This window comes from Lyngbya sp. PCC 8106 (assembly GCF_000169095.1).
Lineage (GTDB): Bacteria > Cyanobacteriota > Cyanobacteriia > Cyanobacteriales > Microcoleaceae > Capilliphycus.
The window spans coordinates 196104-216451 of record NZ_AAVU01000005.1 but is presented as its reverse complement, the minus strand read 5'-3'; the positions used below and the strand labels follow the sequence as shown (position 1 = coordinate 216451).

Annotated in this window: 15 protein-coding genes; 7 read left to right on the top strand and 8 right to left on the bottom strand. The window is 39.1% G+C overall.

Annotated features, from left to right (window positions below):
• Positions 1–78 precede the first annotated feature (78 nt).
• A complete protein-coding gene (locus L8106_RS30340; RefSeq protein WP_009783253.1) occupies positions 79–3021 on the top strand; it encodes an ATP-binding protein in 2943 nt (980 codons plus the stop codon).
• A gap of 120 nt (positions 3022–3141) precedes the next feature.
• Positions 3142–3831 (top strand): calcium-binding protein, encoded by a 690-nt coding sequence (locus L8106_RS05630; RefSeq protein WP_198012905.1) that lies wholly within the window; start codon positions 3142–3144, stop codon positions 3829–3831.
• 48 nt (positions 3832–3879) lie between these two features.
• On the opposite strand, the gene L8106_RS05625 is transcribed toward L8106_RS05630, so the two are convergent.
• The 4 genes from L8106_RS05625 to L8106_RS05605 form a co-directional block, all read right to left on the bottom strand.
• Positions 3880–6090: a molybdopterin oxidoreductase family protein gene (locus tag L8106_RS05625; RefSeq protein ID WP_009783251.1), complete on the bottom strand. Its 2211-nt coding sequence runs from the start codon at positions 6088–6090 to the stop codon at positions 3880–3882.
• Positions 6091–6236: 146 nt separating this feature from the next.
• Complete coding sequence (locus tag L8106_RS05620) at positions 6237–7757, bottom strand: MFS transporter (protein ID WP_009783250.1); 1521 nt, start codon at positions 7755–7757, stop codon at positions 6237–6239.
• Between the two features lie 150 nt (positions 7758–7907).
• On the bottom strand, positions 7908–8531 hold the full coding sequence (locus L8106_RS05615) for a hypothetical protein (RefSeq protein WP_009783249.1): 624 nt from the start codon (positions 8529–8531) through the stop codon (positions 7908–7910).
• A gap of 607 nt (positions 8532–9138) precedes the next feature.
• A complete protein-coding gene (locus tag L8106_RS05605) occupies positions 9139–10671 on the bottom strand; it encodes a ferredoxin--nitrite reductase (protein ID WP_009783247.1) in 1533 nt (510 codons plus the stop codon).
• 506 nt (positions 10672–11177) lie between these two features.
• On the opposite strand from L8106_RS05605, the gene L8106_RS05600 reads away from it, so the two are divergent.
• Positions 11178–12494, top strand: coding sequence for a cytosine deaminase (locus L8106_RS05600; RefSeq protein WP_009783246.1), 1317 nt, complete (start codon positions 11178–11180; stop codon positions 12492–12494).
• Between the two features lie 11 nt (positions 12495–12505).
• Here the strand turns inward: L8106_RS05600 and L8106_RS05595 are convergent, their stop codons facing one another.
• Together L8106_RS05595 and L8106_RS05590 are read right to left on the bottom strand one after the other, a co-directional pair.
• Positions 12506–13159 carry a hypothetical protein gene (locus L8106_RS05595; RefSeq protein WP_009783245.1) on the bottom strand — a complete coding sequence of 218 codons (654 nt, stop codon included), beginning with the start codon at positions 13157–13159 and terminating at the stop codon, positions 12506–12508.
• Positions 13160–13223: 64 nt separating this feature from the next.
• On the bottom strand, positions 13224–13883 hold the full coding sequence (locus L8106_RS05590) for a DUF2301 domain-containing membrane protein (RefSeq protein ID WP_009783244.1): 660 nt from the start codon (positions 13881–13883) through the stop codon (positions 13224–13226).
• A gap of 81 nt (positions 13884–13964) precedes the next feature.
• On the opposite strand from L8106_RS05590, the gene L8106_RS05585 reads away from it, so the two are divergent.
• Positions 13965–14600 carry a hypothetical protein gene (locus L8106_RS05585; protein WP_009783243.1) on the top strand — a complete coding sequence of 212 codons (636 nt, stop codon included), beginning with the start codon at positions 13965–13967 and terminating at the stop codon, positions 14598–14600.
• Positions 14601–14724: 124 nt separating this feature from the next.
• Here the strand turns inward: L8106_RS05585 and L8106_RS05580 are convergent, their stop codons facing one another.
• Both L8106_RS05580 and L8106_RS05575 read right to left on the bottom strand, forming a co-directional pair.
• On the bottom strand, positions 14725–15474 hold the full coding sequence (locus L8106_RS05580) for a DUF561 domain-containing protein (protein ID WP_009783242.1): 750 nt from the start codon (positions 15472–15474) through the stop codon (positions 14725–14727).
• A 115-nt stretch (positions 15475–15589) separates the two neighbouring features.
• On the bottom strand, positions 15590–16405 hold the full coding sequence (locus L8106_RS05575; RefSeq protein WP_009783241.1) for a creatininase family protein: 816 nt from the start codon (positions 16403–16405) through the stop codon (positions 15590–15592).
• Positions 16406–16553: 148 nt separating this feature from the next.
• Between L8106_RS05575 and L8106_RS05570 the strand changes: the two genes are divergently transcribed.
• From L8106_RS05570 to L8106_RS05560, 3 genes are all read left to right on the top strand, one after another.
• The gene (locus L8106_RS05570) at positions 16554–16982 is read left to right on the top strand and encodes a DUF29 family protein (RefSeq protein ID WP_009783240.1); all 429 of its coding nucleotides are present in this window, start codon (positions 16554–16556) and stop codon (positions 16980–16982) included.
• A gap of 62 nt (positions 16983–17044) precedes the next feature.
• The gene (locus L8106_RS05565) at positions 17045–18778 is read left to right on the top strand and encodes a peptide ABC transporter substrate-binding protein (protein ID WP_009783239.1); all 1734 of its coding nucleotides are present in this window, start codon (positions 17045–17047) and stop codon (positions 18776–18778) included.
• A 119-nt stretch (positions 18779–18897) separates the two neighbouring features.
• Positions 18898–20253 carry a leucine-rich repeat domain-containing protein gene (locus L8106_RS05560; protein WP_198012900.1) on the top strand — a complete coding sequence of 452 codons (1356 nt, stop codon included), beginning with the start codon at positions 18898–18900 and terminating at the stop codon, positions 20251–20253.
• Positions 20254–20348: the final 95 nt, after the last annotated feature.

The following is a 20348-nucleotide window of genomic DNA, read 5'->3' as shown; positions in this document are numbered from 1 at the left end:
AGAAGTATTCAGTTAGCGATATATTAGAACAAATGACAACTGATCCAATTTTCACTCCTGACGACAACAAAAAATACTGTGGAAAATCATTATCCTCTCCAAACCTTGAGAAAAAAATCTTTAAGTAAAGTCTATTTTTCCTTGAGAAAAAAGCCTCTCAAAAAGGTAATTTCTAAACTTGTTATTGCTAGTGCAATTCTCGCTGTCGGTTTGATTTCAGGAACGAGTTATGGGCTAGTTCGTAGCATCATTCTAACCAGTTCTCAGGAAAACGCACTGAAAGAAGCCCAAAAAGCCAGTCTAGAAATTGATCAGTGGCTAACTGAATTGCGATCGCAAGCTGAAAGTATAGCAAATAATTCCAATGTTCGCTCAATGAATTGGTCACAAGCAGAACCTTTTTTACAACTAGAATTAGATCGCTTACCCAACTATTATATGCTTTCGTTAGTCAATGTTGACGGTTCTTACTACACAACAAAAGCCGGATTTGTTGAAGGTCAAAATCTGCGTGATCGACTTCACTTTCAAAAAGCCTTAGCTGGAGAAACAACGGTTTCTCAACCCATTATTTCTCGAAGTACAGGTGTCTATCAAATTAGCGTTTGTTCTCCAATCTGGTCAATTTCGCCTTTAAATCGTCAATCGCTTTCCGCAGAACAAACCTCTATCCGTACTCAAAGTTTACAGTCTTTAAATCTTCCTGATAATTCCCTACAAAAAAACACTGTTCGAGGGGTTTTATGTGCATCAGTATCTATCGAAAAAATCTCTAGAATTGTTGAAAAAATCTCTAATATTCCTCAATATTCTTATGCTTTTGTTTTAGATAAAGACGGCATTCCCATTGTTCATCCTGACCCTCAGATTTTGCAAGAGAGAAAAAGCTTTTTAGCAAATTCTAATAGTTCCAAAGCAACCCTCGCGCAAAAAATGGTCAACTCTCAGGAGGGAATAGAACTTATTTATTTGAATAACTCCTGGGTTTATATTGCTTATAATCCTACTCAACAAGCTAACTGGTCTATTGGTTTAGTGATTCCTCAAGACCGTTTAGAAGTGCAACTTAGACCCTTAAATTTACTGGCGACAGTTATTGGAATACTACTCACTTTAGCAACAATATTCGCTATTTGGCAGGTTCAATTATTTGAAGAAACTCGTGAACAAGCCGCACGCGAAACTCTCGTTAATCAACTAACTGAGCAAATTAGAGCTTCTTTAGATCTGAATACTCTTTTACAGATCACAGTACAAGAAGTAATGAGAGTTCTAGGTTTAAGTTGGGTGGGATTTAGTTGGTATCAAACAGAACAGAAACATTTAGAAATTGTCTGTAGCTCATCTCAGTTAAAATTTTCTCGAAACTTTCCTCAAATTAATACTTTTATTGAAAAAAACTTTACTAACTTTTTGGTTTCGTCACCCATTGCTTCAGCAGAAATGATCAGTTGGGATCAGTTAGAAAAAACACAGTTGAGCGATGCCAACAAAACAGATCTTAAAAAAGCAGGAATTAGCTGTTATTTTGCTTTACCAATTCAGGTGAATAGCAATCAAAAGGGTTATCTCATTGGATTAAGTTCAGCGCCGATCTCAAATGAGAAAGCTATCCTTAAATTGCTGAAAACAATACGAGGTCAACTGATTATCGCTATTACTCAAGCCAACCTCTACAAACAAGTCAAAGAAAAAGTAGAATTGCTCAATCAAACCCTAGATGAACGTTTAGAAGCTCAAGCACAACTCCAGCAGAAAATGGAAATGTTAGATCGTAGTAGTAATGGAATTATCATCCGAGATATGGGTCATAAAATTACTTATTGGAATCAAGGAGCAGAAAATATTTATGGCTGGAAAAAAGCCGAAGTTATGGACAAAAATATACACAGTTTATTAACAACGATTTTTCCAACTTCTCAAGCAGAAGTGATGGAACAACTTCTTCAAGAAGGAACTTGGACTGGTGAACTACAACATCAGACAAAAGATTTTCAGAATATTGTTGCTTTTAGTCGTTGGACTTTACAACGAGATGAGCAAGGAAATCCCTATGCAATCTTAGAAATTAATAGTGATATTACCGAACGAAAAGCCGCAGAAATTGCCTTAGCTTATTCAGAAACTAAACTCCGAGAAAAAGCGACTCAACTCGAAGCCACATTAGTTGAACTTCAACGCACTCAAGCTCAAGTGATTCAAAATGAGAAAATGTCTTCTTTAGGTCAACTCGTTGCAGGTGTGGCTCACGAAATTAATAATCCGGTTAATTTTATTTATGGAAATCTCACTCATGCAGAAGAATATATGCAGGATTTAGTAAATTTGCTGCATCTTTATCAAGACAATTATCCCGACTCAACACCCGAAATTCAAGATGAAATAGAAGTGGTTGATTTAGAGTTTATTGAAGAAGATTTTCCCAAAATTTTAAAATCCATGAAAAATGGAGCAAAACGAATTGAAGATATTGTTGTTTCCTTGCGAAACTTCTCTCGCATGGATGAAGCCGACTTAAAAGAGGTGAATATTCACGAAGGAATTGATAGCACGTTAATGATTTTACAAAGTCGTTTAAATTTGATGGGAAGTCAAACTCAGATAGAAGTGATTAAGAACTATGGAAATTTACCTCTAGTTGAGTGTTATCCAGGGCGGTTAAATCAAGTGTTGATGAATCTATTAATTAATGCGATTGATGCCATACAAGAAAAATACAATCAGCCATCGCTATCAGCAGCGCAAGGTACTGTACCTACAATTGAGATTTCGACAGAACTCCTAGAAAATAATCAGGTTCAAATTCGCATCAAAGATAACGGTTATGGAGTTTCCGAAAGCGCTCAAGACCATTTATTTGATCCCTTTTTTACAACTAAACCTGTTGGGAAAGGAACGGGTTTAGGGTTATCCATCGGCTATCAAATTATCACCGAAAAACATCAAGGAAACTTGTACTGTAATTGTAAACTCGAAGCAGGAGCAGAATTTATTATTGAAATTCCTCGAAAACAGGGTTAGAGCAAGTGTAGTATAGTCGTTTATTCAATCAATCCAAGTTTTTGAAAAAAATTTGTTGTCGTTATGGCGATCAATTTGCTAGGGTTGGTAGCGTACTTATCCAAACTTAAAAAACAAGTCATGGCAGAAATTTTTGGAACGGAAGGTGCAGATAGTTTGGTTGGAACTAGCGAACCCGATTCTATCTTTGGTCTAGATGGCGGTGACACACTTCAGGGAAGTCAGGAGGGAGGTGATACCCTAATTGGTGGCCTCGGCAATGATTTTCTGTTTGTGAATGGGAATAATAACTGGGTTTTTGCGGGAAAAGGGGATGATATTATTGAGGGGAGATTTGGAGCAGATACAATCTTCGGCGATATTGGAAATGATATCATTAACGCTAATGCAGGAAATGATTTAATCTTTGGCAACAATGACCAGGATCAGATCAATGCAGGTAATGGGGATGATACTATATTTGGAGGTCAGGGAAATGATGACATTGATGCAGGTATTGGGAATGACCTGATTTTTGGTGATATTGGAAATGATAGATTGAGAGGAGGAGGTGGAAGCGATCAGTTTGTGATTGGTTCAGGGTTTGGAACAGACGTTATTTCTGACTACGGAAATGGCACTGACCGTATTCTCCTACAAGGTGGCATTACTGAAGCCGACTTAGATTTTGTAGAAGCTGATATTGTTGAAGGTTCTGGCATCGATATGTCAATTATTCTGCGTTCAACAGGTGAAACTCTTGCCATTCTTCAAAGTACAACCGTTGAAGAATTTAGTTCCAGTGGGGTTATTGAACCTCTAATCCTTTGATTTTTTCAAATCACATAAGTAACGCCCATCTCACCGTTAACTCGATACTTATTCACGAATTGCAAATAGTTTTTGGTTGACTAAATTATTGGATTCAAAATCAGTCTGGCGTATTTCTTTTACTGGAATCAATTGCACTGCACAGGCTTTTAATTCCGGTTGTAAAGAATCAGGACAAGATTCAGGATGAGTGAGATTATTGACTTCAGCAAGTTCTGCCCATAAACTCCCCCAGTGCATGGGAACAAACACAGTTCCGGGTGTAATATTTTTTGTTATTTTAGCAGGAAATCTTGCCATTCCCCGACGCGATCGCACTTCGACGATTTCCCCTTCTTGAAGACTCAATTTCATCGCATCCCGAGGGTGAATTTCAATAAACGGTTCTGGGTGCATCTTTACTATTTTTTCAATCCGCCCTGTCCGAGTTTGGGTGTGCCACTGACCATAAAGCCGCCCCGTTGTCAAGACAAACGGATAATTGGGGTCGGGGGGTTCAGCTAACCCTCGCGAATGATAAGCGCCAAATTTCGCCCGTCCGTCGGGGGTATTAAACCGAAAATCGGTATAGAGGCGTTTATTATGAACTGCTACATCGGGGCTATTTTCAGCACAAGGCCATTGTATCGGCCCAAACTGACTTAACGCTTCGTGGGTAATTCCGCTCATCTCACAGGGTTGGTTGCGGGTGAGTTGAATAAATTCTCGCCTCACCGCAGCAGAGTCCGCAAAATCAAACTGTTCTGCAAACCCCAAACGTCGCCCCACTTCTGCAAAGATTTCCCAGTCGGCTTTAGCAACTCCCAGAGGCGAACGAAACGCCTGACATAATGTTACCATGCGTTCAGAATTGGTCATCGTTCCCGTTTTTTCACCCCATTGGGCCGCAGGTAAAACAACGTGAGCAAATGCGGCTGTTTCTGTGGGATAATAGGCATCTTGATAAACGGTAAACGGAGATTTTCTATAGGCAGCTTTTGTGCGTTCTAAATCGGGCATACTCACCGCCGGATTGGTTGCCGCTATCCACAATAATCCGACTTTATTTTGTTCTAAACCGAGTATCATATCCCAAGCGGCTAAACCGGGATGAGGTGAAATACTACCGGGTTTTAATCCCCAAAATTCCTCGACTTCTGCGCGATGTTGGGGATTTTTAACAACTCGATAACCGGGTAAAATATGGGCAAGTCCGCCCGCTTCTCGTCCGCCCATGGCGTTCGGTTGACCTGTCAGAGAAAACGGCCCCGCCCCCGGTTTACCAATATTTCCGGTCATTAAATGCAAGTTAATTAACGTTCTCACTTTCGCAGTCCCTTCAGAGGATTGATTCATCCCCATCGACCACAACGAAAGCACCCGGTTTGACTCTCCCCACCACCGGGCGGCTGTTTCTAAATCATCTAACCGAATTCCACATTTTCGGGCAACTAATCCTGGTTGATAGTGACGAATGACTTCGGCATAATCGGAAAAACCTTTTGTACAATCGTCGATAAATAAACTATCAAAGAAACCCCACTTCATTAATAAATGAGCAATCCCGTTGAGTAAATCAATATCAGTTCCGGGTTTAATGGCTAAATGTAAATCTGCGGCTTCTGCGGTTTGGGTACAACGCGGGTCAACCACAATCATTTTTACGGATTTATTTTTCTTGTGATAAACCCGCAAACGGTTAAAAATAATCGGATGACATTCGGCTGTGTTTGTACCAATTAAAAACGCACAGTCGGTTTGTTCTAAATCATCATAACAACAGGGCGGCCCGTCTGTACCAAAACTTTGGATATATCCCGACACCGCCGAAGACATACAAAGCCGAGAATTGGCATCAAAATTATTGGTTCCTAGACACCCTTTTAATAGTTTTTGAGCAATATAATAATCTTCAGTTTGAAACTGTCCCGACCCATACATACAAATCCCAGACGGCCCTTGTGTTACCCGAACGGTTTGAATTTGGTTAACAATGCGGTCAAAGGCTTCATCCCAACTCACCTGTCGAAAAGGTTCATCGAGAGACTCTCGCATCATCGGATGGGTTAGGCGGTCTTTATCTAGGGCTTCACTAACGGTTGCCCCTTTTACACAGACTTTACCTTGACTTGAAGGATGATTGCGGTCGCCTCTAACTTGCCAAGTCGGATTTCCTTGTTTATCTCGGTTGGTGGCTTTTCCCGGTAACGCAGGGGGTAAAACATCTAAACCGCAGCCAACACCGCAGTAAGGACAAAGAGTTTTCGTCGGTTCAGTCATAAACAGTTATCAATTCTTCAATTATTTTGTACTGTAGAGGCGCTTTAGTTTGCAGCCTAAGAGGGATTTCCTGATACCAATTCTTTGTAAAGTTGTATCTATTGAATCCCCCCAAGCTGAGAAAGGAGGGAGTTTATTCTTAACGTTTATAATTGCTTAGTTTCTGAGGCAAATATTGGTTCTTGATTGATAATTGGTATTTCTTCACCTTCGTGATGTTCGGCAAAGGAACCCTTGGGTTCTTTGAGGAAAAACCAACACAAACAAGCCACAATCATCCCCGCTACACCCAACACTTCAAAAAAGATTCGGTTGCCAACATCGCCTTCGGGTAACAGGCTAAATAAGGTTAAATAAGCCACCGCCCCAACGTTTCCATAGGCCCCAACGTTTCCCGCAATTTGTCCGGTTACACGACGTCGAATCAGAGGTACAATTGCAAAGGTAGACCCTTCACCCGCTTGTACGAAGAAGGAACAAGTCATTGTTAATAAAACTGCAAAGGGAAGGAACCAACCGCCTGTGACTCGACCCATCATCAGATAACCAATAGCCATTGCTGCGGTTAATACAGTCATGGTGAGTTTGCGGCTACCGAGTTTGTCGGAAATTAAGCCTCCACCGGGACGGGCGGCGAGGTTCATAAAAGCATAACTGGCGGCTATCATTCCGGCGGCTTGTTTGTTTAAGCCAAAAGTCATTTCAAAGAAGGAAGGAAGCATCGAAACAGCAGCAAGTTCTGACCCGAAGTTCACAAAGTAGGTGCATTCTAGGAGGGCGACTTGAGTGAAGTTATAGCGTTCGTTTGGTGCGTAACGTTTTTGTCCAGTCAGTAGGTCTTTGTTGACATTCCAACATCCGTAAGCTTGGAATAAATATAACCCAACTAAACCCAACCAAACGAGATACATTCCCCCGGTTGTTAAGAATCCAACTTTGCTTAAACGCCAAGCGAGTACACCCAAAATCACGTTTAAAGGCACGTTCATCAACATCAGGAACCAAAAGTCTTTGATAGTTGTAACTTCAATTCCGGTGGCTTTAACGGGGCGTTGATAGACTTTCCCAGAGGGGGTATCTTGTACGTTGAAGTAGTAAAGTATTCCGTAAAGTGCAGCGATAATTCCAGTTCCGGCAATGGCTAGACGCCAGTTAATTAGGCTACCGCCACTAAAGCTTAATATTGCCGCAATGGTTGGGAGTGTAAAAGCGGCACCGGCTGAACCAAAGTTTCCCCAACCGCCATAAATTCCTTCGGCTAAACCAATTTCTTTGGGCGGAAACCACTCAGCAACCATCCGAATTCCGATTACAAATCCCGCCCCAACAATACTTAAAGCCAAGCGAGAAATTACCAGTTGATTGAAGTTTTGCGCCATTGCAAACCCAATACAAGGAATGGCAGCATACATTAATAAACAAGTGTAGGTAATTCGAGGGCCGAATCTATCTAAAACCATCCCAATAATAATTCGGGCGGGAACGGTTAAAGCCACGTTACAAATAGCCAGGGTTCTAATTTGTGCCACACTTAAACCCATTTCTTCTTGCAGGGCGGTGGCGAGAGGGGCGAGGTTAAACCACACTACAAAAGAGAGGAAGAAAGCGAACCAAGTCATATGCAGAATTTTGTATCTGCCGTGTAATGACCATAATTCTGAAAGCATTAATGATTCTCCTTGAAAGATTTAAGTGATGAATAATGAGAGTTAAGAGGAATACACCTATTTTTTTAACTCCTAAATTTTACAATCAAAAATCTAGGTTAACGTTTAACTCTCCCTAAAAATTGAAAATTAGAGATGAGAAATTAGAGTTTAGCTTTTTCCCAACCAAGGATTAACTTGTAAATTGCCACTGGGAGTTAAAACGACTAAGAATTTAGCGACTTTTTTAGACAATTCTGCGGCTTTTTCTTGATGTAATTCATCGATGGGAACTTCGGATAAATAGTCAGATGCGGCTGCATTTAGAGGGGAATAATCGGCAATTTCTCCGTTTTCCTGAACTTCGACTTGATAAACTAAGTTATCGGAAAATGTAGGGGTTTGTTGCCAAGCTTGATCGACTTCATTATAGAGTTTTTCATTCAAACTTGCAATTAAATTCGGGTCGGTAATTTCGGCTTCTGTTTCAACAAAAGTTGTCTCAACTGTTGGAGTCACAGATGTATTACTGGCTGTTGTTACGACGGGAATTTGAGAAGGGGTTTGAGTTGAATTGATGACAACGGGTTGAGTGGGTACGGGAGTTGTAGAAGTTGTGGTATTGGCTTGAGTTGCAACTGTTTTTTTAGCTTCTTCGGCAACTTTTGCTTCTGATAATGTATGTTGCCAATTCATAAACATGAAACCACTGAAAACGGCAACACCAACAGCAGTAATTGATTTGATTATCAAAGAAGCTTCTTGAGAGTTGGAATTGATTTCTTGAGTTGTCATTTTTGAGTTTATCCTTGTTGTATTGTTGAGTGGAATTTCTGAAAATTGGATCGAGTTGTAGGGTGTATCAAATGCACTAACTCTTTTTCACCCATCACGATATTGAAAGTTTGATGTACCCTACTCAGGTGGAATTTTGAGTTAGTTGTAGGGTGTATCAAATGCACTAACTTTTTTTCACCCATCACGATATTGAAAGTTTGATGTACCCTACTCAGGTGGAATTTTGAGTTAGTTGTAGGGTGTATCAAATGCACTAACTTTTTTTCACCCATCACGATATTGAAAGTTTGATGTACCCTACTTAGGTGGAATTTTGAGTTAGTTGTAGGGTGTATCAAATGCACTAACTCTTTTTCACCCATCACGATATTGAAAGTTTGATGTACCCTACTTAGGTGGAATTTTGAGTTAGTTGTAGGGTGTATCAAATGCACTAACTCTTTTTCACTCATCACGATATCGAAAGTTTGATGCTGCTACTTAGGTGGAATTTTGAGTTTTAGGCTGGATGAAATTTACCTACTAGGACTTACCAGTTAGGACTTGAAACTTTGATTTATCGGGCTGATGTTTGTCTGATTCTTAGTATCGAAACTCAGAGAATTTATTTAGCTGTTCCGCCGAACTTATCAACTAACAAATCTCGCAACAAAGGTTTAAGATCTTCGCAGGCAATTCCCTTTTTAACACAGGTTCCCAACTCGGCTTCTTTCCCAACTTTTCCGCCCATAAACAGGTCAACGCCTTCGACCATTTTACCGTCTTTACGGGTTTTTGTTCCCATTAAACCAATATCTGCAACTTGTGGTTGACCACAAGAATTTGGGCAGCCTGTCCAATGAATTCTTACAGGTTTTGTGAAGGTTAATTCGGCTTCGAGTTCTTTAACTAACGCTAAAGCGCGATTCTTTGTTTCTATCAAAGCAAAGTTGCAAAATTGGGCGCCTGTACAGGATACTAATGCACGGGTTAAAGGGGCGGGATTAATGCTAAATTTCTCTAGCAAAGGTTCAGTTAACAAAGCCTCTAGACGAGAATCTGAAACATAAGGAATAATCAGATTTTGTTCAACGGTTAAACGCAGTTCACCTTGACCATAAACCTCAGCTAAACGCGCGAGTTCAAACATATCGTTTGCATACAACCGTCCAACTGGAACGTTTAACCCAACATAATTAAATCCCGCTTGTTTCTGAGTATAAACCCCAATATGATCCCGTTTATCCCAGAGAATTTCATCCTTTTCCGCTTCTGCTTCTAAAGTCTCACCCATTTGGGTTTCAACTTCACGGCGAAACTTGTCAATTCCCCATTCATCAATTAACCACATTAAGCGAGATTTTTGACGGTTTTCTCTCAACCCGTTATCGCGGAAAACTTCTAAAATAGCCCGACACAAACTCACAACTTGATTTGGTTTTACCCAGGCATTTAAAGGAATAGCCGCGTCACATCTTTTGGCAGAAAAGAACCCCCCCACTAATACATTGAAGCCAAAAGTTTCATCTTTAAAAGCGGGAACAAAAGCAATATCATTAATTTCAGCATGAACCGAATTATCCCGACATCCAGCGATCGCAATATTGAACTTTCGCGGTAAATTGGTAAACTCGGGGTTTCCTTCTCCGTTACCCGTGATCATGTCTTGAACTTGCTGTACCAATTGGCGAGTATCATAGAGTTCATCGGCGTCAAGTCCAGCAACGGGGGAACCTGTGATATTTCGCACATTGTCCATCCCCGACTGAACACTCGTTAACCCGACTTGTTGCATCCGGTTAAAGATATCGGGTACATCTTCGAGGCGAATTCCTCTAAGCTGAAGGTTCTGTCTTGTGGTAATATCAGCATTACCATCATCACCGTAGCGTTGAACGATTTCTGCCAAAACTCGCATCTGCTCACTGGTGATCACCCCGCTAGGCATTCTCAGGCGTAACATGAATTTACCCGGTGTTACAGGCCGAAAGAATACCCCTAGCCATTTTAAACGATGATCGCGATCATCAGTATCCATTGCTTCCCAACCGATTTGGGCAAATTCTTCGATTTCTGTTTTAACGGCTAAACCATCTTTTGCTGCTTTTATTTTTTCAAATTTATTGAGCTTTGTTTTTGCTTCTGCTGCACTTGTCATTCAATATTCCTCTTTTCCATTCGCTTTCAAAAGCAGTTGATTAAAAATTCTAGTTCCCCTTTTGGCCAAACGTTAACAAATTAGTTTCTTTCAGTCTGTATTAGATTTAACATTCTGGAGAATTTTTGTTAACTTTTGCTCACATCTATTTCGCTAGAGAGAAGAATTAACTTCAAACTCCCTTAAACACTGGATTTTCGAGCCGGGGCCTTTAGGATTACTACCTACAGTAGAAGGAAAATTTGAGTTTAATCGTAGCAAAAGTTACAAAATTTTAAGTTATATGAAGTTTTAGAATATAAAAAATGCGTTTTTTACATAAACCCAAAGACTCAGACCTCGGGACAGATATTTGCTTGGAGTTGACGATATCTGTAAATATTGATGGGGAGATGGGGTGCAGGGGGAGGTGGGGAGAAAGATATGTAGCATCGGTGAAGCCGTATTTGATATTACTCAAAGGACTGATTACCTAAGCCAAACTAAATCCCAGATAACTTTTTATAATGATTCCAACTGTATCTAACTATTGGCTTGAAAATGCTCAAATTCCGGTTTGTTTGTTGAGTGACGTTGTTCTAGAACAAACACCGAACCGAGAAGGATTGGTTAATGTTGATTTAGAAATTGCATCAGGTGTTATTCGTCAAATTGTGGCGAGTGGAACAGTTAAAACCGGAGAAATTCCCAGAGTTAATTTACAGAAAAAACAAGTATGGCCGTGTTTTGTTGATATTCATACTCATTTAGATAAAGGTCATATTTGGGAACGAACGCCCAACCCAGACGGCACATTTCAAGGGGCGTTAAAAGCGGCTTGGGAGGATATAGAGGTTTGGAATTCAGACGATGTTTATCGCCGTATGGAGTTTGGTTTAAAATGTAGTTATGCTCATGGAACATCATCAATTAGAACTCATTTAGATTCTGGGGGAAGGTTAACGGATATTAGTTGGGAAGTGTTTAGAAGTTTACAAAAAGAATGGTCTGACAAGCTAATTTTACAGGCGGTTGCTTTGGTAACGTTAGAAGAATACCTCACTCCTGCTGGAGAAAAGTTAGCCGATAAAGTTGCAGAGTTTGGGGGGATTTTGGGCGGTGTTGCTTATATGAATCCAGAGATTGATCGCCAAATTGAACGAGTGTTTGAACTAGCAAAAGACCGAAATTTAGATTTAGATTTCCATACCGATGAAAATGGTGATCCAGATTCTATTACCTTAAAAAAAGTCGCCGAAACTGCGTTAAAGTCTGAGTTTTATGGTAAAATTATATGTGGTCATTGTTGTAGTTTAGCCGTTCAATCTCCCGAACAGGTAACAGAAACGATTGCGTTAGTTAAACAGGCGGGAATTGGAATTATTAGTTTACCGATGTGTAATTTGTATTTACAAGATCGGCAATACCAGCAACCATTAAATTTAACTCAAACTCCCCGTTGGCGAGGGGTAACGTTATTACATGAACTCAAACAATCAGAAATTCCCGTTGCAGTAGCGAGTGATAATTGTCGTGATCCGTTTTATGGTTTTGGCGATCATGATGGCTTAGAAGTGTTTAAAATGGCGGTAAGAATTGCCCATTTAGATCATCCCTTTGGAGATTGGCCCCAAGCCGTGACTCGAACTTCTGCGGAGTTAATGGGATTATCAACAGTTGGTCGAATTGGTGTCGGATTACCTGCGGATTTGATAATTTTTCAGGGTCGTTATTTTAGTGAAATATTATCTCGTTCTCAGCATGATAGAATTGTGTTGAGGAAGGGAAAAGAAATTAATACAACTTTACCCAATTATCAAGAGTTAGATGATTTGATTAAGTAAAATTAGAGTTTTTAAAACTCACTCAAAACATTAAATAATATCGTATAAATATAAGCAATCAATTCTGAAATTACACTCCGAAATCCTTCACTTGAACGCCACCATCGATTGGCATTGTAGTCTTCAGATGGAATAGAAATAATCCCCACTTGAATCTCGGGATGAAGGTGTTTTCGGAACGTTATCCAACTGCGACGCGCATGAGGCCCTAATGAATAAAGGTTAATTGATTTAATGTTTAACTCAGTTGTTTGTAGCCATTCTTGGAGTACAATAACAGTAGCTTCTGTACGATTACGAAGAACAGAAGAAGCGGGAACAGCAATCACTTGAGTTTTATCTAAACCCAGTTTAATGAAAGTGGCTGCGGTGAGGTTAGCAAAGTCTTTGTATTCGGCTAAATAGTATCCTTTTTGTAGCGGAACTCCAGTGGTGATGATTTTTTGATAACTACCTTTTTCAAATTCAACTAAAGCTAATTTTAAGGCATAATCAGGCATCCATCCTTCAATCACTAAAGCATCCGCTTGTATGGGGCTGTTAACAGCGAGAAAAGAATAGAGATTTAAACCAAAAACCAAAGTTGTTGTCAGCATAAACAACAAAATAAGACCCCACCCTTTGAGGGTGAGTGTCCAAATTTCTTGACGCTGAATGAGGTGCAATTTCTGAAGTGTTTTGCAAGGGAAAAGCGAGGGCATTTGAATCACTTAATTCAGGTAGAGGAATTTAAGCTTTAGCCTGTTGGGCGTGGAGATAGTCAAATACACTTTTATCTCCGATATCAGCAGGAATATCTTGAAACGTTTTACGAACAGCAAAAACTAAAAATTGAATTGCCCAGAAAAACAGTAAAAACTTTAGATTCATCACTGACCACATTCCCACCATAAATCCTAACAGAAGTAAGGGAACGAGAGGGGTTAATAGCTTAGTTTCTATGCGGTTGAAGCAAAATGCTTCTTTAAAGTAAATTCCAGTAATTGCAGCAAAACTAAAGCCAATTCCCAGTAAAGTTAGAGGTTGATTGTAGACAGTTAGGGCTAACGGTTCTGGACTTTGAAACGCTACAATTATAGAAGCTATACCTCCTATTAACCAAAATAGTTGTAAGACTCGGTGTAGAATAGCAAGATAGATATGAATGGTGAATAAACTGACACCCAGGGCGAACCAAAAACAAAAATAGAGAGGGGTTAAGGCTTGCAGGACGAGGGGATTATTGCTTTGCCATAAGACTAATCCTGTACCGACTGCGAAGCATAGGGCTGCTATCATTAAGCCAGTACGGTAAATCAGAACACCGATGCGATCGTGATCGGTAATGGTATATTCGCCAAACTGCCCTTGATAGACTTGGGTTTGTAATGAGTGCAGTTGTTGTGTCATCGTTGTCTCCTACGGGTTAATGCAATCAGCGCGTCTATCATAATATGCTCAGTCACTCAACTTGTTTCAGGTGAGAACATAATGTCTAAATCTGATCAGAAAAATCACAAACGTCAGCCACAGCTAGCACCTGAAGATATCCAACCGATTCAAATTGATGAAACTATTTTAACGGGATCGACGAACAGAAGTAAAGGAAATCCACAACAACATTTAATGTTGTCTATGGAAAATGTTCTCGAACAAATGGAGACATTAGGTTTACTTGATCCCGAAAAGTTAATGCAAGAATTTGGAGAGGTTGATCGCGAAGAATTTGAAGATAGAATTAAAACGATTCTAAAAACTCAAATTATTGAAGTTGATGAACCGAATCTAAATCGATATCTCCAATATCTCAAAAAAAATATTCAAAAACCTTGCTATCTGACAGGAACTGAAGAATTTTTATGGGAGGAAGATTACCTCTTTGGAGAAGGTTCTCAGAAAAAGTATGAAAATCTCAAAAAGACTCAGCCTTCTTATACCGATGTTTTTACGTTAGTCAAATTTTCAGAAACCCTCTCAGATGTGGATGGTTTACTTGTAGAAGTTCAGCGAGTCAGTGATAAAAAAATGTTTGTTCTGCCCCTAGCTGACTTGGAAGTAACGGATGAAAATTCCCCAAATTACAAACTGATTGAAGATTATTTAATGTGGTTTTTGAACTATATGTAAACCAATCTGCAAACCCTTCAAAATCAGCTTGAATTTGTTTAGGGAAATGTACCCCAAAGACACAAAGACACCTCAGATTTTCTCTGGAATTTTTGTCTTGTGTGTCTTCGAGGGTTTTTCGAGTCTATACTCGCACACCTGCGTGGCTGACAGTGGCTAACGCTTCAACTAAACTGCGAACCGCTGCAACCATTGCGACTTCATCATTGAGGCGGTTGATAGCTGAACCCACACCAATACCCGAAGCCCCGGCTGCAATCGCCAAAGGTGCGGTGACGTTGGACAGTCCAGACGCACACAATACGGGGACTGATACCGCCCGAGAGATTTCATAAGCTGCGGCTAAGGTGGGAGACGCTTTTTCAATTAAACCCAATGTACCCGAATGAACGGGTTGGGAACTGGTACCGCCTTCGGTTTGGATAATATCGGCACCCGCTTCGACTAATTCGAGGGCGAGTTGAACCTGCTTGTCCAGTTCAAGAATGTGAGGAACAGTGACAGACAGGGTAATATTAGGAAGCAGTGATCGCGTTTGTTCGGTGAGTCGCAACACATCTTCGGCTTCAAACCGCAGTCCTTGGGCATAGAACGCATCAAAGTTCCCAATTTCAATTAAGTCTGCACCCGCTTCCACGCAGGGAACAAACTTAACGGGTTCAACGGCTGAAACACAAATGGGGAGATGAGTTAGATTTCGCGCCATTCGGACTAAACTGACATCCGCCGCAATATCAACAAAGGTTGCACCCCCCTGAGTCGCCGCTTTTACGGTTGCTGCAACCCGTTGGGTATCAAAATTCATCAAGCCACTAATCACCTTTAGCGCTTTACTTTGGTTGATTGCTTGTTTGATCGGAGAATTGTTGAGCATATTAATACCTCAGCCTAGACTTTTGTAAAATTCATTGTTACATAGTTTAGGGTGATTATAGACACCTGTGATACAGAGAAATTTTGGATGGAGTTGAACGGGGTGAGTCTCTGTTTTATTCTTTTAAATGATAACGTTGCGGTTGACGAAATTTGTAAATATCTGTAATTACTTTTACCCAACTCTCGGCTAGAGATTCTAGAATTTTATCCCCTTTTTCTTTTGTGGCAACTGTTGCATCTCCTAAAACTCCACTTTTGGTTAAATCTCGTGTTACCCAAGCAAACGGTAATTTTCCCTCCATACTCAGCATACTATTTTTGGGTAAATCGTGAGGATATTCACAAACCACTTGATTTTTTCGGACTTGTTCGGGCAAAATTGACAGCATGACACTGGTTTCTGCATCCCCGGCATGGATTCCATATTCTAACTCTTTGGGGGTTAATAATTCGGTTGCTGCATTGGGAACTCGCCAGACAAACAACGGAAAGAGCATAAAATCTTCATACTTTTGATGCAAATCTCGCGCCACCATTTCTAATATTTGCGGTTGTCCACCGTGAGCATTTATAAACACTAATTTACGAAATCCGGCTCGATAAATGCTTTCTCCTGTTTCGATTAATACTGATGAAAGGGTATTGCTATTGAGGGTAATTGTACCAGGAAAATGCCAATGTTCGTTAGATTTGCCATAATATAATGTGGGTAGGGCGTAGGCAGGAATCTCAGTATTAAGTTTAGCTAAAGCTTCACCTGTTACCGCAGTTGCAATGGCAGAATCAACTATTAAAGGTAAATGGGGGCCGTGTTGTTCGATAGAACCAATAGGTTGAATAATGACAATATTTTCTTTGTCGGACATGGCGTTGATTTCTGTCCAGGTTAGATAGGGAAAAAAGCGTTCAGGTGGAATAAAATTGTGCATGGTGAGTTGAAATTTATGTTTAGAGCTTGATTCCGTTATATTAACAAAATATGTGGGATTTTATTTTAACAGATTTAGAAGTTAATCTGTGTTTTTGCTCAAGAATTTGATAAGATAGGGTAAAACTTGATTAATTTTAATCTGAGTTATGGAAGAAATTCTTAAACTTAAAGAACTCCTCCTGCAAGGTGACATTCAAGGGTCACTGGCTATTGTGAATGAATTAGAAGAAATGAGTAGAGATGACATTATTAGTAATATTCGGAGTTATGCTGTAATTTTATTACTTCATTTAATCAAACAAACAGTAGAAAATCGCACGACTCGTTCTTGGGATGTCTCAATTCGTAATTCCATTTTAGAAATTAAAGCCAAAAATAAGCGTCGTAAATCTGGAGGGGTTTATTTACCTCCTGAAGAACTTTTAAATACCCTAGAAGAAGCTTATCCTCAAGCGATTAACAAAGCCTCTCTCGAAGTCAAAGAAGGACATTATGAATCAGAAGAATTAGAACAATTGGTGAGTCAAGATGAAATTTTAAATCAAGCAATGCAGTTAATTTTAACAGAAAATTGATCAACCTTGTCTAATCAGGGTATGATTGTTTAAAATCATCAATCTTGGCTAGATACCTTTCAATGAAAAAACACTCTAGAATTTTAATTAAAACCTCACTTTTTATCCTTTTTAGTTTACTCTGTATTAGTTCTTGCACATCTCAAACTCAATCTAAAAATTCCCAATCTATATCTGCTCAAAATAACACTTTAAGATTATTATATTGGCAAGCACCGACTATTTTAAATCCCCATTTATCCACAGGTTTTAAAGACTCAGAAGCCAGTCGAATTACCTTAGAACCTTTAGCCAGCTTTAACAACCAAGGCGAACTCATTCCCTTTTTAGCTGCTGAAATTCCTACGATAGAAAATGGAGGAATTGCTAAAGATGGAAAATCAGTCACTTGGAAATTAAAACAAAATCTAAAATGGTCAGATGGAATCCCTTTTACGGCTGATGATGTTGTCTTTACCTATGAATTTATTAGCAATCCTGACGTGGGTTCTTCTACTGCGGGAACCTATAAAATTATTGAAACTGTTCAAAAAATAGACGATTTTACTGTTAAAATAAACTTTCAAGATGTAACTCCTGGTTGGTTTTTAGTCTTCGTTGGCACCGAAGGGATGATTTTACCGAAACATAAATTTCAAGACTATCAGGGTGTTAATTCTCGTCAAGCACCCGCCAATTTGAACCCAGTGGGAACAGGTGCTTATCAGGTGGTAGAATTCAAACCGGGAGATGTGGTTATTTATGAACCCAATCCTAATTTTAGAGAAGCAGAAACAGTCAGTTTTGAACGCATTGAACTCAAAGGCGGAGGGGATGCAACATCATCAGCCAGAGCGGTTTTACAAACAGGAGATGCTGATTTTGCGTACAATTTACAAGTCGAAGCAACAGTTTTAAAACAATTAGAAACAGGCGGAAAAGGAAAGATAATTTCTAACTTTGGATCATTAATGGAACGAGTTTTAATCAATCAAACAGATCCCAATCAAGCTACTCCCGAAGGTGAACGTTCTAGCTTAAAATTCCCTCATCCTTTTTTCACCGATGAATCAGTTCGTCAAGCCTTTAGTTTAGCTATAGATCGAGAAACAATTGCCAATCAACTTTATGGTGTGACTGGAAAGGCTACCGCAAATTTTGTTGTCGCACCTCAACAATTTGTTTCTGAAAATACGGACTATGAATTTAACCCCAAAAAAGCAGAAATATTATTAGATCAAGCCGGATGGAAAGATAGCAATAATAATGGAATTCGAGATAAAAATGGAATAGAAATGAAGATTTTATTTCAAACTTCAGTCAATCCTTTGCGACAAAAAACCCAAGAAGTGATTAAACAATCGCTAGAATCAATTGGGATTGCTGTTGAACTCAAAAGTATCGATCCTAGTGTTTATTTTTCGGGAGATCCAGCCAACTCTGATACCGTAGAACACTTTTATGCTGACTTACAAATGTTTACTACAGGAAATACTAGCCCTGATCCGACTTCCTATTTAAAAACCTACACTTGTGATGAAATTCCCCAAAAAGCCAATAATTGGACGGGAGATAATACTTCTCGCTATTGCAATCAAAATTATGATAATCTATGGAAACAGTCTACAATTGAACTCGATTCCCAGAAACGTCAACAATTATTGATTCAGATGAATGATCTGTTAGTGAAAAATGCGATGGTAATTCCCCTAGTACATCGAGCCGATATCATTGGAGTCAACAATCAAATTACAGGCGTTGAATTAACCCCTTGGGATTTAAACACTTGGAATATTTACAACTGGAGAAAAAAATAACCCGAGGAGAGAGACATAATTTGTAAAAAAGATGGAATAATAGTAAGTACAGTAATCAAGTGTTGAGTGAGGATGTCTAAGCAAATGGTGAATCAAAATGAATGGGTCTGGAGGTCAAAATGTTGAAATCAAAACCTCTCAAAGCAGGGATAAAACTGTCTTTGATGCTGACTTTGGGTGTCGGAATCTCCAATTGTTCGGTACTTGAAACGATGTTACCTCCCATTTCAGAGCCTGATCTCCCAGTAAATCCTTCACCCCAGGTTAAAGACTATAGAACTTTTGCAGATTGGTGTTCAAGTCGGGAAAATTTAGCATTAGAAACTCAACAAACGGTAAATATTTTATTACAAGTCGCCGGAGTGACAGATTGTAAATTAGCTCAAAAAAGTCTTTTACAAGTGATCGAACTCGATCTCAGTCGCAGCAAAATTAGCGATCTTTCTCCATTAATTACTTTACCACATCTAACTCGCCTGAACCTCAGTGAAAATCAAATCACAGACTTAACACCTTTATCCAATTTAACCAATTTAACACGACTTAACCTCAGTAGTAATCTCATTCAAGATCTAAGTCCTATTTCGGAGTTACCCAATCTTCAAATTTTACTTCTTTATAAAAATGAAATCGAAGTTCTCAGCCCCCTGTCTAACCTTTCCGGATTAACTGAACTCAGTTTAGATAGTAATAAAATCAGTGATATTAGTTCCCTTTCTGAACTGAATAATTTAACAAATTTGAGTCTGAGTGAAAATCAAATCCAGGACTTAAGTATTATTGCAAATCTTGAAAATTTAACTCAACTGAGTTTAAATGGAAATAAAGTTAATGATATTAGCTTGATTTCTGAACTCCAAAATCTAACTAAATTAAATCTCAAAACCAACCAAATTGAAGATCTGAGTTCTTTGTCTAATCTCAGTAATTTAAAAGAACTCAACCTCGACAGCAACAAACTGATTGATGTTAGTGCTTTATCCTCTCTGACTCAACTCGAAACCTTAAGTCTGAGTGAAAACAACATTACTAATATTCAACCTCTTTCTAATCTAGAAAACTTGATCACCTTACAACTGAGAAGTAATCAAATCTCCGATATCAAAGCCTTAAGTTCACTCACCAACTTGACTGAGGATTTAAACTTAATTGATAATCAGATTAGTGATATTAAACCGCTATCTAACCTCAAAAATTTATCGCGAGTTGGATTAAGTAAAAATCAGATTAGTGATCTTAAACCTTTATCTGATTTAAGTAAACTGGTGATTTTGTATTTAGATGAAAATAAAATTACCGAAGTTCAACCCTTGTCTAATCTAACTAACCTCACCGAACTTAACCTCTGGAACAATCAAATTAAAACGATAGAATCACTTTCTACGTTGGATAATCTCACCTATTTGGGGTTACAAGAAAATCCCATTGAGAAAAAAGAATGTCCGGTACAACCTAAATCTATCTGTCAATTTTAAAACAGTAATTTACACCCTTTGCGATCGCTAAAATAGAGTTCTATCAACAATCTTGATTCATAAGTCAAGGCTGATTTTATGTATATTAGTATACA

What these genes read in the sequence shown, in the direction of transcription:
- L8106_RS05575 (WP_009783241.1), bottom strand. Translation starts at nt 16,405, where the DNA reads ATGCACAATTTTATTCCACCTGAACGCTTTTTTCCCTATCTAACCTGG.
- L8106_RS05585 (WP_009783243.1), top strand. Translation starts at nt 13,965, where the DNA reads ATGTCTAAATCTGATCAGAAAAATCACAAACGTCAGCCACAGCTAGCA.
- L8106_RS05590 (WP_009783244.1), bottom strand. Translation starts at nt 13,883, where the DNA reads ATGACACAACAACTGCACTCATTACAAACCCAAGTCTATCAAGGGCAG.
- L8106_RS05580 (WP_009783242.1), bottom strand. Translation starts at nt 15,474, where the DNA reads ATGCTCAACAATTCTCCGATCAAACAAGCAATCAACCAAAGTAAAGCG.
- L8106_RS05570 (WP_009783240.1), top strand. Translation starts at nt 16,554, where the DNA reads ATGGAAGAAATTCTTAAACTTAAAGAACTCCTCCTGCAAGGTGACATT.
- L8106_RS05620 (WP_009783250.1), bottom strand. Translation starts at nt 7,757, where the DNA reads ATGCTTTCAGAATTATGGTCATTACACGGCAGATACAAAATTCTGCAT.
- L8106_RS05625 (WP_009783251.1), bottom strand. Translation starts at nt 6,090, where the DNA reads ATGACTGAACCGACGAAAACTCTTTGTCCTTACTGCGGTGTTGGCTGC.
- L8106_RS05565 (WP_009783239.1), top strand. Translation starts at nt 17,045, where the DNA reads ATGAAAAAACACTCTAGAATTTTAATTAAAACCTCACTTTTTATCCTT.
- L8106_RS05560 (WP_198012900.1), top strand. Translation starts at nt 18,898, where the DNA reads ATGTTGAAATCAAAACCTCTCAAAGCAGGGATAAAACTGTCTTTGATG.
- L8106_RS05600 (WP_009783246.1), top strand. Translation starts at nt 11,178, where the DNA reads ATGATTCCAACTGTATCTAACTATTGGCTTGAAAATGCTCAAATTCCG.
- L8106_RS05615 (WP_009783249.1), bottom strand. Translation starts at nt 8,531, where the DNA reads ATGACAACTCAAGAAATCAATTCCAACTCTCAAGAAGCTTCTTTGATA.
- L8106_RS05605 (WP_009783247.1), bottom strand. Translation starts at nt 10,671, where the DNA reads ATGACAAGTGCAGCAGAAGCAAAAACAAAGCTCAATAAATTTGAAAAA.
- L8106_RS05630 (WP_198012905.1), top strand. Translation starts at nt 3,142, where the DNA reads ATGGCAGAAATTTTTGGAACGGAAGGTGCAGATAGTTTGGTTGGAACT.